Origin of the sequence: Prauserella sediminis, from assembly GCF_014195435.1 — a bacterium.
Classification (GTDB): domain Bacteria; phylum Actinomycetota; class Actinomycetes; order Mycobacteriales; family Pseudonocardiaceae; genus Prauserella; species Prauserella salsuginis.
Window position 1 is genome coordinate 1,607,450 of the sequence record NZ_JACIBS010000001.1, and the last position, 14,251, is coordinate 1,621,700.

The 14,251-nt window shown below is 70.3% G+C and carries 10 protein-coding genes; 4 read left to right on the forward strand and 6 right to left on the reverse strand.

All coding sequences use genetic code 11. The annotated features are described in order from the left end of the window. Positions 1–163: 163 nt before the first annotated feature. From FB384_RS07260 to FB384_RS07275, 4 genes are all read right to left on the reverse strand, one after another. Entirely contained in the window at positions 164–1,297 is a 1,134-nt protein-coding gene (locus FB384_RS07260) for a GAF domain-containing sensor histidine kinase (protein ID WP_183780585.1), read from the reverse strand. A gap of 24 nt (positions 1,298–1,321) precedes the next feature. After that, a complete protein-coding gene (gene cydD / locus FB384_RS07265) occupies positions 1,322–4,849 on the reverse strand; it encodes a thiol reductant ABC exporter subunit CydD (RefSeq protein WP_183780587.1) in 3,528 nt (1,175 codons plus the stop codon). Next, entirely contained in the window at positions 4,846–5,868 is a 1,023-nt protein-coding gene (cydB, locus tag FB384_RS07270; protein WP_183780589.1) for a cytochrome d ubiquinol oxidase subunit II, read from the reverse strand. The genes cydD and cydB overlap by 4 nt, the downstream gene beginning before the upstream one ends. A 286-nt stretch (positions 5,869–6,154) precedes the next feature. Then, the gene (locus FB384_RS07275; RefSeq protein ID WP_183780591.1) at positions 6,155–7,753 is read right to left on the reverse strand and encodes a cytochrome ubiquinol oxidase subunit I; all 1,599 of its coding nucleotides are present in this window, start codon (positions 7,751–7,753) and stop codon (positions 6,155–6,157) included. Positions 7,754–8,023: 270 nt separating this feature from the next. Between FB384_RS07275 and FB384_RS07280 the strand changes: the two genes are divergently transcribed. Further along, positions 8,024–8,626: a TMEM165/GDT1 family protein gene (locus FB384_RS07280; RefSeq protein WP_183780594.1), complete on the forward strand. Its 603-nt coding sequence runs from the start codon at positions 8,024–8,026 to the stop codon at positions 8,624–8,626. 123 nt (positions 8,627–8,749) lie between these two features. On the opposite strand, the gene FB384_RS07285 is transcribed toward FB384_RS07280, so the two are convergent. Beyond that, positions 8,750–9,610, reverse strand: coding sequence for a hypothetical protein (locus FB384_RS07285; protein ID WP_308216688.1), 861 nt, complete (start codon positions 9,608–9,610; stop codon positions 8,750–8,752). A gap of 164 nt (positions 9,611–9,774) precedes the next feature. Here FB384_RS07285 and FB384_RS07290 point away from each other — a divergent pair, with 164 nt between their 5' ends. Further along, positions 9,775–10,638 (forward strand): DUF2470 domain-containing protein, encoded by an 864-nt coding sequence (locus FB384_RS07290; protein WP_258936466.1) that lies wholly within the window; start codon positions 9,775–9,777, stop codon positions 10,636–10,638. A gap of 211 nt (positions 10,639–10,849) precedes the next feature. Here FB384_RS07290 and FB384_RS07295 read toward each other — a convergent pair whose 3' ends face one another. Further along, positions 10,850–12,556 carry a BCCT family transporter gene (locus tag FB384_RS07295; protein WP_258936465.1) on the reverse strand — a complete coding sequence of 569 codons (1,707 nt, stop codon included), beginning with the start codon at positions 12,554–12,556 and terminating at the stop codon, positions 10,850–10,852. Positions 12,557–12,825: 269 nt separating this feature from the next. Between FB384_RS07295 and FB384_RS07300 the strand changes: the two genes are divergently transcribed. Beyond that, positions 12,826–13,557: a CPBP family intramembrane glutamic endopeptidase gene (locus FB384_RS07300; protein ID WP_183780597.1), complete on the forward strand. Its 732-nt coding sequence runs from the start codon at positions 12,826–12,828 to the stop codon at positions 13,555–13,557. A 460-nt stretch (positions 13,558–14,017) separates the two neighbouring features. Then, positions 14,018–14,224, forward strand: coding sequence for a hypothetical protein (locus FB384_RS07305; protein ID WP_183785113.1), 207 nt, complete (start codon positions 14,018–14,020; stop codon positions 14,222–14,224). Positions 14,225–14,251: the final 27 nt, after the last annotated feature.

Sequence of the window (14,251 nt, forward strand, 5' to 3'; positions counted from 1 at the left end):
CGCGTGTCCTGCACTCAGCACCGCGTGTCCTGCGCTCAGCACCGCGTGTCCTGCACTCAGCACCGCACGAGCAGGTCATGTCCACGGCGTTCGGTGCCCGAGACACCCCGAGCCGACGACGTCCCCACGGGCCGGCCGGTTTTGCGACGCGGCGGATCGTTCGCTACAGCGGAATCTCGAGCGCGACCATCGTGCCCATGCTGGGCGAGGAGTTGACGTCGAACCGGCCACCCGCGGCGTCGGCGCGTTCGGCGAGATGACGCAGCCCGCGCCGGGCGACGTCGGCAGGGACGCCGCAGCCGTTGTCCCGCACACGCAGCCGGACCTGGCGGTCGTCGCGTTCGAGCGTCACGCGCACCTCACTCGCGCCGGAATGACGCACCACATTGGACAGTGCCTCCCGCAGAGCCGCGCGGATGTGGTCGCCGCGTTCGCCGGGAATGCCGGCCAGCTCCCCCGACAGTTCCAGGGTGGGCGGATAGCCGAGCAGCTCACCGGCGATGCGAACCTCGGAGCGTGCCGACTCGGCGAGGTCGCTGGCGTCGGGGGTCTCGGGCACGGGTTCGGGTGATCGCAGCTCGCGCACGGTGCCGCGGATCTCCTCGATCGTCTGGTCGAGCTGTTCGATGGCCTCGCCGAGTCGGTCGCGTTCGGTGCGCGCGAACCGCCGGTGCAGCCTGCGATGCACGCGGTCGAGCTGCATACCCGCCGCGTACAGCCGCTGGACGACGACGTCGTGCAGTTCGCGGGCGATGCGTTCGCGCTCCTGGTACAGGGTCAGCCGGTGACGGGCGTCGGCGCCGTCGGCCAGTGCGAGTACGACCCCTGCCTGTCCCGCGAACGCGGTGAGCAGGTCGCCGGTGCCGGTGTCGAACGGCGCGCGGTGCGGCGACCGGTATGCGGTGAGCACCCCGAGTCGTTTGCCGCCGGTGCCGAACGGTGCCGCGGCGAACGGGCCGTATCCGGCGAGTTCGACGGGCACGAACTGCGAGGTGCGCGGGTCGCTGGTGACGTCGTCGGCGAACACCGGCTCGGCACCACCCGCGACCCGGCCGGCGGCCGACTCGGCAGGCAGCACGAGGCCGACGAGACCCGTGGTGTCGGCGCCGTAGGCGGCTTCGACGGTGACGCCGCCGTCCTCGTCGCGGACCATGAGCAGGCCGAGGTCGGCGTCGGCGATCTGCACGGCGTGCCGCACGACCATGGGCAGCACGGCGTCGGGATCGTCCCCGGACAGCACGGTCGTCGTGATCTCGGTGGCGGCGGAAAGGGCCCGCGCGGCGACGTTCGGTTCCATCAGACTTCCGACGGTACGAGGTGTTCACCTCGCGTGGGCCCGCGGACGTGTCGCGGCTCGCGTGCGCACCCTCCCGTCGGCGACCTCGAGCACCAGGTCGGCGCCCGCGACCTCGTCCGGCCGGTGGGTGACGTGCACGACCGTCTTTCCTGCCAGCGCGGTGCGCAGGTCGGCGAGGACCCGATCGGCGGTCGGCTCGTCGAGGTGGGCGGTGGGCTCGTCGAGCAGGACCAGGTCGGCGCCGGGCACGGCGAGCAGCGCCCTGGCGAGCGCCACCCGTTGCGCCTGCCCGCCCGAGAGACCGGCGCCCGCCGAGTCGAGCACGGTGTGCAGGTCGAGGTCGACGTGTGCGGTGCGGAGGGCGTCGGCGAGCTCGGCGTCGGTGGCGTGCGGGTCGGCGAGGCGCAGGTTCTCGGCGACGGTCGTGGAGACCAGCTGCGGATCCTGCGGCGCCCACGCGGCACGCGCGGGTACGTCGACCTCACCGCGCACCGGCCGCAGGAACCCCAGCAGCGCGGCGAGGAGCGTGGACTTGCCCGCACCGGACGCACCGACGACCGCGACGTGCGTTCCCTGCGGGATGTCGAGGTCGACGTCCCGCAACACCGGACGCGCACTCGACGGCCAGCCGACGTCGGCGCCACGCAACCGCACGCTCCCCGGGCGCTGTGTCGGTTCGCGATCCGCGTGCGGCGCGCGGGCGGTGGCGCCGTGGTGTGCGTCGTCTTGGTGTGTGTCGTCTTGGTGTGTGTCGTCTTGGTGTGCGTCGTCTTGGTGTGCGTCGCTGTGGTCGGCGTGGTTCTGGCCGATCTCGTTGCCGACGTCGTTGCCGACGCCGCTGTGGCCGGAGTTGTCGTCGGGGTTGGTCTCGGTGTCGTGCTCGGCGGCGGCCAGACGGGCGCGGGCGTCGCGGAGGGTGTCCCAGTGCTGGGCGACGGGTGGCAGCAGGGCGAGAACCTCGGCGAGTGCGAGGGGCACGAGCGCGACCACCGGGGCGGCGACGGGGGTGAGCGTCCCGGCTGCGACGGCACCTGCGGCCAGCCAGGCACCTGCGACCGCGGCGGCGCCGGTGGCGGCGGCGATCACGGCGTCGGCGGCGCCCTCGCCCCAGGCCTGCCTGCGTGCCGCGGCGGCGAGCCGGCCGTCGAGCCGTGCCAGTGCGCGGCGCCTGCGGTGGTGGGCGCCGACGGCGACCAGTTCGGCCGCGGTGCCGAACAGGGCGAGTATCCGCTCGTCGAGCCGGCGCCGACCGGCCGCGAGCGTGGTCGTGGCGCGGCGCTCCACGACGAGAGCGGCCCACGGGGCGGCGATCGCGGCGACACCGGCCGCGGCCGTGAGCACCAGTCCGGCGGCCGGCAGCACGATGGTCACCGCGGTGCAGGCGGCGATCAGTACGGCGCCGACGACGAGCGGCGGGGTGAGCACGCGCGGCAGCAGGTCGCGGACGGTGTCGGTGTCGCCGACGAGGCGGCGGTGGTCCGCACCGTGCCGTAGCGCGGCGGCCGGTCCCCGTGCGACGAGCCCGCGCCACAGCCGGACGCGCAGTGCGGCTGCGATGCGGAACGCGGCGTCGTGGGTGACGAGCCGTTCCGCGTAGTTCAACCCTGCCCTGGCCAGGCCGAAGGTGCGCACGCCGACCACGGCGACGCTGAGCATGAGGATCGGCGGCTGTTGCGATGCGCGGGCGATGAGCCAACCCGACGTGGCGGTCAGCGCTACTCCGGCGATGAGCGAACCCGCGCCGAGCGCGGCCCCGCCGAGGAATCGCCGGTCGACGAGGCTGCGCAGCGCGATGCGGCGGGCCGAGCCGGCACGACGGTCGGCGAGCGGGGTGGCCTCGTGGGTGTCGGGCGGCTCGGTCGCGGGGTCGGTGCTGTGGGTGGTGCTGAGCGCGGCGCGGTCGTGGGCGGCGACGATGACGGTGCAGCCTGCGCGTGCCGCCTCGTCGATGAGTTCCTGGACGCGGCGGGCGTTGTCGGCGTCCAGGTGCGCGGTGGGTTCGTCGAGCAGCAGCAGCCATGCGCCCGCGCGCACGCGTGCGAGGGCCCTGGCGACCGCGAGGCGCTGGCGCTGGCCGACCGAGAGCGTGGCGACGGGCCGGTCGGCGAATCCGTCGAGCCCGAGGCGGTGCAGCAGGTCGTGGGTGTGGGCGGCATCGAGTCCGGGCGCGGCGAGGGCGATCTCGGCGGCCGCGGTGCCCCCGGTGAACGACGGCGACTGGGGAACCCAGCCGATGCACTCGCGCCAGGCGTCGGGGTCGAGCTCGGCGAGGGGGACGCCGGCGACCTCGACGTCGCCTGCGTCGTTGCGGACGAATCCGAGGAGGACGGCGAGGGTGGTGCTCTTGCCGGCGCCGCTCGGCGAGCGCAGCCACACGGTCTGCCCCGGACGCGCGGTGAACGTCTCGCCGTCCGGTGCGTGGCCGCCGCGGCGGTGGACGCGCAGGTTCCACACCCGGATGTCGCCGCGGCGCGGGGGCAGTGTGCCGTCGGAGGGTGCGGGTTCGGCGAGCACGTCGGTGACGCGGCGGACGGCTTCGACGCCGTCGGTGCTGGCATGGAACGCGGTGCCGACGTTGCGCAGCGGCGCGAAACACTCCGGTGCGAGCAGGAGCACGCCGAGTCCGACGGCGAGCGGCATGTCGCCGTGGACGAGGCGCACGCCGATGACGACGGCGACGAGGGCGACCGACAGGGTCGCGGCGAGTTCGAGGGCGAACGCCGAGCTGAACGCGACGCGCAGGGTGCCGAGGGTGGCGCGGCGATGCCGGTCGGAGACGCGGCGGACGGTGTCTGCCTGCGCGTCGGCGCGGCGGAATGCGGCGAGCACGGGCAGGGCGCGCACGAGTTCGAGCACGTGGGCCGACAGCCGGGCGACGGAGTCGCTGGCCGCGGCGACGCGGTCGCGCGTGTAGGAGCCGATGAGCGCGCCGAACAGCGGCAGCAGCGGCAGGGTGACGGCGATGAGCAGGGCCGATGGCCAGTCGGCGACGAGCACGGCCGCGCCCGCGGCGAGGGGCACGACGGCGGCGGTGACGAGCGCGGGGAGGTACCGGGTGAAGTAGGCGTCGAGCGCGTCGAGGCCGGTGGTGGTGAGTGCGGTGAGCTGGCCGGGGCCGCGGCGGGCGATCCATTCGGGGCCGAGGCGGAGCGCGTGGTCGAGGACGTGGGCGCGGAGTTCCTCCTTGGCGCCCGCGGCAGCGCGGGCTGCGACGACGCGGATCGCCCACGCCAGCACGGCCCGCCCGGCGACGGTGGCCAGGAGCAGGCCGAGCCGGGGCGCGAGGCCGCCGGTGTGTCCCGCTCCGGCTCCTCCCCCGGCGACGACGTCGGCGAGCACGGAGGCGAGCAGGAAGGCCTGCGCTACGAGGCATGCGGCGTTGAGGAGCGCGAGCACGCCGGATGCGGCCAACGCTCGGCGCGCCGCCGGGGACAGTGCCGGGAGCGCGCCGAGCGGGCCGTGTCCCACCCGCGACCGGCCCGGCGTGTCCGGTGTGGACGGTTCGGCGCCGGCGCCGGTAGCGGAAAGGGTGTCGCGGGTGGGACGGCTCATGAGGACACCTGCTGCGCGGTGTGGGGGGCGGGGATGTGGGAGGTCTTGATGCGTTTGCGGAAGACCCAGTAGGTCCAGCCCTGGTAGACGAGCACCGCCGGGGTTCCGAACGCCGCGACCCAGGTCATGACCGTGAGGGTGTAGTCGCCGGAGGCGGCGTTGTCGACGGTCAGCGAGTGAGCGGCGTCCAGTGTGGAGGGAAGGACGTCGGGGAACAGGGCGCCGAACAGGGTGACGACGGTGCCGGTGATCGCGACGCCGAGCGCGGCGAACGCCTGCCCTTCGCGTCCTGCGGCGATGCGCCACCAGGCGACGAGCACGGCGCCGACGGTGACGGCGAGGGACACGTACGTCCACTCCGACCCGTGGCGGACCTGGACGAGGACCGCGAAGGCGGCGACGGGCAGGATCGCCACGGGCAGGATCGCGGTGGCGAGGCGGCGTGCGCGGCGCCGGATGTCACCGTCGGTCTTGAGCGCGATGAACACGGCGCCGTGCAGCAGGGAGAAGCCGGTGACGGCGAGCGCGCCGAGCAGGGTGTCCCAGCGGAAGGCCGCGAAGGCCGAGCCGACCCGGTTGCCGTCGGCGTCGAGCGGCAGGCCGAGGACGGTGGAGGCGATGACGAAGCCGATGCCGATGGGCGGAACGGTGGAGCCGATGACGATGACCTTGTCCCAGGCTCGGCGCCAGCGCTGCGAGTCGACCTTGCCGCGGTACTCGAAGGCGACGCCGCGGCCGATGAGCGCGAGCAGCACGAACAGCAGCGGCAGGTAGGCGGCGGAGAACAGGCCTGCGTACCAGGCTGGGAACGCGGCGAACGTCGCGCCGCCCGCGACGATGATCCAGACCTCGTTGCCGTCCCAGACGGGCCCGATGGTGTTGATCATGACGCGGCGCTCGGTGTCGTCACGGCCGAGGACCGGCAGGAGCATCCCGACGCCGAAGTCGAAGCCTTCGAGGAACAGGTAGCCGAGCCACAGGAACGCGATGACGACGAACCAGACGACCTCGAGTTCCATCAGCCCACCCGCCTCGGGTCGTGCCGCAGGTGCGCTACCACGGCGTTCCGACATGTTTCAGGTGAAACCTGTTTTCCCCAGCCGGATGTGCACAACGGCCGAAGTTGTCCACAACTTGCTGGACACGCCTTGGGAAAACCGCTCGCGACGGTAGGCTGGAGTTGGGGTCGTCCCCCGGAGAGGGTGGGGGCATGCCCACCGGGAATCACGATCACGACGCCTCCTCGAACGACACGGTCTCCTCGAACGGCACGGTGTTTGATCGACACGTGCGGGGTGCGAACGGCTAGTAGGCGAACGACAACGGCTCGTCGTCGGGGTCGTCGGGGTCGTCGGGCGCGCCCGCCTGGCCGCGACTGGAACCGCCGTTCGATCCGCCACCGCCCGAACCGTCGCCCGAACCGTCCTGGTCCCCGTCGCCACCCGCCCCTAGACGAGCGGCGGCCTTCGCGGGCATCACGCTCTCGATCCCACCGCGCACGTACTTGGCCATCAGGAACACCTCGACCACCCCGAGCACCGCGTACAGCAGGGTCAGCGACACCAGCGACAGCCACACCTCGCCCTGGCTCACGCGCGACACGGCCATCGCGGTGTACATCCACACGCCGTCGACGCCACTCGGATCCGGGTTCGGCACCACCACGAACGGCTGCCTGCCCATCTCGGTGAAGATCCAGCCTGCACTGTTGGCGATGTACGGCAGCGCGATGCTGCCCAGCGCCATCCACGGGAACCAGCGGCCGCCCGGGATCCGCCCGCCGCGCGTCAACCACAGCGTGGCCACGCCGACCAGCGCCGACAGCGCGCCGAAACCGATCATGATCCGGAAGCCCCAGTAGGTCACCGGCAGGTTCGGTACGTAGTCCACCGGCTTGCCCGCCAGCTCCCCGAGCGCCGGGTCGTCCGGATAGTGCGAGCCGTACTTGTCCTGGTACTCCCCGACCAGCTCCTGCACGCCCTTGACCTCGGATGAGAAGTCGCCCTCGGCTAGGAACGACAGCAACGCGGGCACGTTGAACGTCTTCACGCTCTCGCAGTCGGCGTCCGACACGTCGCCCACCGCGATGATCGAGAAGCTCGCGGGCTGCTCCGTCTCGCACAGCGCCTCCGCGGCCGCCATCTTCATCGGCTGCTGCTGGAACATCAGCTTGCCCTGGAAATCACCGCTCACCACGAGCACGGCGAACGCCACGACGCCCGTCCACGCGCCGAGCTTCACCGACGAGCGCCACACCGCGCGGTGCTCGTCGTCCTCGCCGCGCCGGCGCCACAACCGCCACGCCGCGATACCGACCACGAACGCCGCGGCCACGGCGAAGCACCCCGCCACGGTGTGCGGGATCGCGGCCAACGCCGTGTTGTTGGTCAGCACCGCCCAGATCGAGTTCATCGTCGGCTTCCCGTCGACGAACTCGGCACCCACCGGGTGCTGCATCCACGAGTTCGCCGCCAGGATGAAGTACGCCGACGCCACCGTGGCCAGCGAGAACGCCCACGCGCACGCCAGGTGCACTCGCTTCGGCAGCCGATCCCAGCCGAAGATCCACAGGCCGAGGAACACCGACTCCACGAAGAACGCGACGAGCCCCTCCATCGCGAGCGGCGCACCGAACACGTCCCCCACGAACCGGGAGTACTCGCTCCAGTTCATGCCGAACTGGAACTCCTGCACGATCCCGGTCACCACGCCCATGGCGAAGTTGACCAGCAGCAGTTTGCCCCAGAACTTGGTCATCTTCAGGTAGCGCTCGTTGCCCGTGCGCACCCACGCCGTCTGCATGCCCGCGACCAGCACCGACAGGCCGATCGTCAACGGCACCATCAGGAAGTGGTAGACGGTCGTGATCCCGAACTGCCACCGCGCGAGCTCCAGAACTTCCACGATCACGACTCTGCTCCGCGGATGCACCCGGCCGACAGGTACGCCGGTCCCGACTACTACAGGACGTAAGTCCCGCCCGCCCCGCGCCGTCGCCCGGCGAACCGGGCATTCCCGCTCCGCAGCCAGCAATTTCGGCACACCGAAAAAAATTGTGAGCCGCGGGTTCGTGCAATTTCATCGGGCGCCAAAAATGCCGATTCGCGTGATCGATCCGCTTGATTTTCGGCAATTCCCCTTTATCGTTGAAGTGACCAAGGGGTGAAACTACTGATGTCCACTGCGCTGCCGGCCTTCTTCACGGCGTTCGCGCTGGTCTTCCTGGCCGAACTGCCGGACAAGACCACGGTCGCCACACTGGTGCTGACCACGCGTTACCGCGCGGGAGCGGTGTGGACCGGCGTCACCGCCGCTTTCGCCATTCAAACGCTCGTCGCCGTCGCATTCGGCGGCGCATTGACATTACTTCCCGAACGCCTCGTTTCGGTTGCCGCCGGCGTCATGTTCGGCGTCGGCGCGGCGATCCTGCTGCGCTCGGGATTCCGCTCGGCCGACGACACCGGCGAGGACGCGATGCGCAGCGGGCCGGCACGCGTCCCGTTCCTCCGGGCGGCCACCGCGTCCTTCGGGGTGTTGTTCGCCGCGGAATGGGGCGACGCCTCGCAGCTCGCCACGGCCGGTCTCGCCGCCCGCTACGTCCAGCCGGTCGCGGTCGGCCTCGGCGCGTTCGCCGCCGTCGCGTGTGTCACCGCGATCGCCATCGTGGTCGGCAGCAAGCTCCGCCACCGCATCCGTCCACACCTGCTGCAGCGCGCCGCAGGCGTGGTGTTCGCCGGACTCGCCGCCTACGCGTTCGGCTCCGCCCTGCTGGGCTGACCCCGACAGGGCGGAACCCCACCGGGACGGCCCATACCGCAGCCGACGACGAGACGCACCGGACACGAGCACCCGCGCACGACTCGCAGCCGCTCACCAGGGAACACCTGCGAGCACCCGGGCTCACTCCGTGCCGAGCAGCCCCAGTTCCACGAGGTCACCCACCGGGCGGTCGAACTCGGCGCACGCGTACGAGGCGAACATCGCGCGCACCGCCGTCGCCGCCTCGTCGGAGAGCCCGCGAGCCTCGTCCGCCAGCGCAGCACCGTCCGTGCTGGCCAGCGCCCCGCGCACGTCACCGCCCGACAGGCACCGCGCCGAGGCCACGAGCAGATTCAGGAAACCGTGGTGCTCGATGCCGTCGTCGGCGGTGTGCCGCACCGCGCGGTGCAGACTGTTCGTCGCCTTGAACGTCGCACCCGTGGAGGCCGCGACCACCGAGAGAAAGTCGGCCACCTCGTCGACCTCGGGGAAGTTCTCCGGCGACTGGCCACCGCACCGGATCTTGGGCCTGCTGCCGTGTTCGATGACCTTCTGCACGCCGTCGAGCCAGCCGACCCCGCGCCGCGGCTCCACCACGCGCACGACGTCCTCAGGCACGAACTCCGAGACCCGCTCGAGCCACACCTCGTCGACATCCGACGGCGCGGGCATCTCGACCATCTTCAGCGCCAGCAGCTCACTCCTGGACTCCACGATGGAGATCGCCTTCGGCACCCCGCCGAGGCCCGTGTCGATGATCAGCGACAACGGCAGCGGCTCGGCCGGCTTGATCTTGATGAGTTCCGTGATCAACTCGGGCAGCCGCGACGCCTGGCACAGGAAGACGCCCAGCACGCCCGACCTGTCGCCGCTGCGCGAAGCGAAGTGCCCCTTCAGCGCTTCCGGCATGGCCGCGTCGCTGGGCGGAAAGAGCGCCGAGTCGTCGACGAGCCGAGCGAACAGCGGAGGGACTCCGCGAGGGCCGGGGGGCGTGAGTTCCACAGCGCTTGACACGCCTCACACGCTAATAGCGCCCGTTTTCGGGATGAATATCGGGATGACCGCAGACCCGCAGCCGGTACCGCCGCGCCCCGCCTCACCAGGGCCGCTCGGGTATTCCCCTCACCGTGGACATAGGTTAGCCTCGCCTTAGTTGGAGGTGACCGGTGACCCGTACCCGTCCGCACACACCCCGGACCCCGCTTCCCGCGGAACGCGCCAAGAGCATCGCCACCCGCGGTGGACCCGCCGTGCTGATGCCCGCCGTCAACCGCGACCCCGCGTCCGGACCGCACACCGAACCCGTACTGCACCACGTGCACGCAGGCGGCCGCGCCAGCATCCTGCTGCCCGACGACGACCCGCTGGTGCTCGCCGTGGGCGGCCGGTCAGGCACCGGCGGCGACACCGGCGCCGCCACGCCGGCAGGAGAGCTCGCCATCACGCTCGAGATCACCGACGAGGCCCCGGTCGCGCTGCGCAGCCCCGTACGAGGCCTGCTGTGGCTCACCGGCTGGCTCCGCCGACTCGACACCCACTCCGCCCGCACCCGTGCCGTCACGATCGCCGAGCAGCGCGCCGAACCGAGCCTGCTCGACCTCGGCCACGGGCTGACGATGCTCGACCTCATACCCACCTCGTTCGTACTCGCCGACTCCGAGGGCACCGACTCGCTGACCACACAGACGTTCGCCTCGGCCAGCCCCGACCCGTTCTGCCGGCACGAGTCCGCGTGGCTCCGACACCTCGAACACGCCCACCCCGAGGTCGTCACCGCACTCGCCCGGCATGTACCCGACGAACTGCGCGGCGGCCGAATCCGCCCGCTCGGCATCGACCGTTACGGCCTGCGACTGCGCGTCGAACACCCCGGAGGCCGCAACACACCGGACCCGTCCGGCACCACCGTCGACCACGATGTGCGCCTCGCCTTCGACGAACCCGTCGACTGCCGGCAGCGACTCGGCCTCGCGCTGCGCAAACTCGTCGGCTGCCCCTTCCAGCCACCGGGCCCGGACGCGCGGGGCTGAGCCCGCGACATCGAGTCGGCAGCGTTGCCCCAGCAGCGTTGCCCCAGCAGCGTTGCCCCAGCGACGTCGAACCCGTGAAGCCGGGCCGCGGAGGCGATCGCGACGATCCCAGCGCGGCGAGGCCGGCAGTCAACAGCCGGAAACACGAGAACGGCGCCCCCGGGAGCAGTACTCCCAAGGGCGCCGTTCGTCTCGCGCTCACCGGCAGGCGTTACGCCTTCACCTTGCCGTCGTCCCCGGTGTCCGGGTCCTCGACGACGCCGGCGTCCACGAGGCTGCTCGTCACGTGATCGGCGAGCTCCTCGCGTTGCATGCGCCGCTGGGCACGTAGCGCGGCTTTGCGTTCCGCGCTCAACTCGCGCCAGATCGACACGCACATACCGATCATCACGACACTGAACGGCAATGCGATCAGGATCGCGACCAGCTGCAATGTGGACAGACTGTCCTCGCCCGGCAACAGCAGCGCGATGGCCACCGCACCTTCGGCGACACCCCAGAACACGCGACTCCACGTCGGCGGGTTCGGGTTGCCGCCCGAGGCGAGCATGTCGACCACCAGCGAACCGGAGTCGGACGAGGTCACGAAGAACAGCACGATCAGGATGATCGCGCCGACGATGACCACGCTTCCGCCGGGCATCCCCTCGAGCAGGGCGAACAGCGACGTGTTCGTGTCGACCGTCGCTGCGCCGTCCTCGACGCCGATCAGGCCGCCCTGGCCGAACAGCTCACGGTAGAGCGCCGTGCCACCCATGACGCAGAACCAGATGATCGCGACCACGGTCGGCACCAGCAGCACACCGGCGACGAACTGACGCACCGTGCGGCCACGCGAGATCCGCGCGATGAACACACCCACGAAGGGCGCCCACGAGATCCACCAGGCCCAGTAGTACGTGGTCCACCAGCCCTGCCACTCGGTGCCGTTCTCGCCCGAGTAGGCGGTGGTGTTGACGCTCATCTGCAGGATGTTCTGCAGGTAGTCACCGAACGTCTGCACCACGTCACGGAAGATGAACAGGGTCGGACCGGCGATCAGCACGAAGATCAACAGCGCGGCCGCGAGGCCGAGGTTGATGTTCGAGATGTACTTGATGCCCTTCTTCAGACCCGTGACCACGGACACCACCGCGGCCGTCGTGATCGCACCGATGAGGATCACGTAGGTCAGGTTGTTCGGCTCCTCGATGACGTCGATGAAGCTCAACCCGGCAGCGACCTGCATGACGCCGAGACCCAGCGACGTCGCGACACCGAACAGGGTGCCGCAGATCGCCGCGATGTCGATGACGTCACCGATCCAGCCGTTGACCTTCCTACCCAGCACGCCCTCGAGGGCGTACCGGATGGACACCGGCCGCTTCTTGCGGTGGATGGCGTACGCGATGGCCACACCGACCACGACGTAGATCGCCCACGGGTGCAGCCCCCAGTGCAGCACCGCCTGCAGGATCGAGTCGTGGGCGCCCGCTTCGGTGCCCTCCTCGATCCCGGTGGCGCGGTTCGGGATACCGGCGAAGTGGTTAAGTGGCTCCGCCACCCCCCAGAACACCAGACCGATACCCATGCCGGCCGCGAACAGCATCGCGAACCACGAACCGAGGCCGAACTCCGGACCCTCGTCGTCGGGTCCGAGCTTGATGTCACCGAAGTGGCTGACACCGATCCAGATCGCGAAGGCCACGAACACGGACACGAGCAGCAGGTAGTACCAGCTGAACGTGCCGATCACGGCGTCCTGGATGTTCCCGACGATCTCCGCGACGGTGTCGGGGAAGATCACCGAGATCAGGACGAAGGCCAGCACGATGATCACGGAGGGCCAGAAGACCCTCGGCGCGACCCCCTTGTGACCAGAGGATTGACCCTTCGGCGATGTGGATGGCGCGGCCTCAGCTTCTGACGTTTCCGCCACGAGGCTCTCCTCCTTCATCGTTTCTTTCAACCGCTGCACCCTAGTAGGCCGTTCGGGCGATTTATTGATAACCGGCCGCATTGTTAGTGGGATCGTGATGATTCACGATTCCCCCGGTCGGTGTCGGGCCCGTGACGGGGCGTTAGTGTTCCCGGGTGTCCTCCGGCCAACGCGATCGCCTGAATCGCTGGTTGCGCAGGTGGTTTACACCTCACAGCGCACCGTTTCCACCGCCGGTTCCCACCGGTGACGACGCTCGACGACGGCGGATGCTGACCGTCGAAGTCGTCCTTGTGTTTACGATCACACTTGGTTTATCAGGCGCGCGCTCTCTGCTCTCGCTGGTCGACGCACTGCTACAGCCCGAGACGCTGAGTGATCAAGAGGTCGCGATCAACACGTCTCGGGCCACCAACGAGATAATCGATCTCCTCTTCCAACTACTCAGCGCGACTCAGCTCGTCGCGTGGGGCGCACTGGGCGTGTACCTGCTGTGGCGCGGCGGCATGAAGCTCGCCGAGGTCGGCCTTCCGCGCCGGCCGCAGGCCGCCGATCTGCGATGGAGCATCGGTCTCACCGCGCTGATCGGGATCCCGGGGCTGCTGTTCTACCTCGCCATGTGGCAGTTCGGTCTGAACCTCGCCGTGCAGCCGTCGACACTGGGTGAGACGTGGTGGCGGCCGATCACGCTGACCCTGTCGGCCTTCGGCAACGGCTTCGCCGAGGAGGTACTCGTCGTCGGGTACCTGATCACCCGATTGAGACAGCTCGGCATAGGCGAGAATACGAGCTTGATCATTTCCGCGGTCCTGCGCGGTTCGTACCACCTCTACCAGGGCTTCGGCGGATTCCTCGGCAACGTCGCCATGGGATTGATCTTCGGCCGCGTGTGGCAGCGCACGAACCGCCTGTGGCCACTGGTCGCCGCGCACACCCTGCTCGACGTCGTCGCGTTCGTGGGTTATTCGGCGGTGCGCGACCACGTCGCTTGGCTGCCGTAGTCGCCTCGTCCTGATCGACCCCCCGAACCGCTCGCGGTCATGATCGCCGACCTGACCACGACCAGGAGGTTTGCACGCATCATCGAACGTGTGTTCTACTTGTGACCGGCGCCGCGCAGGGGCTGCCGACCTTCACCACCGTCCGGACTGCAGGGGATCCGGACGTCGGAAGGAAGCCCCGGCACCCGAACTGACTCGGCGTCGAACGGACTCGAGTTCGAACAGACTCGGCCTCGAACAGAAGAGCACCGAATGGACTCGGCGCCGATCAGAAGAGCGTCGAACAGAAGGAAGGTACGTCGCGGGTACGACAGTTCGTCGACCCAGCGGCAGTGCATCGACTCACCGGCAGTTCGTCGGCCAACCGGCGCCGCCGGGAGGTGGCGATCGAGTGGGGAACGCAGGCGGACGGGCAGCGCCGCCGCCGAAGACGGAAAGGACTGTGTCGGAGGGGATGGAGATGGCCTGCAAGATCACTCACCGGGCCTTGCGCGATCAGCAGATCAGGTTCGCGAACCGGGAGGCTGCGGAGCGGTACGCCGAGATCATGGGCGGCGGTGTCGAGAACTGGGTGTTCACGACCGTGCCCTCGGTCGTCGCCGAGTACGGCTGGGGTCCCTACCCGGAGCGCGCACCACGAAACCGGGAGCTGACGCCCGCCGGGTGACTACGCTCACGCGCGTGACGAACACAG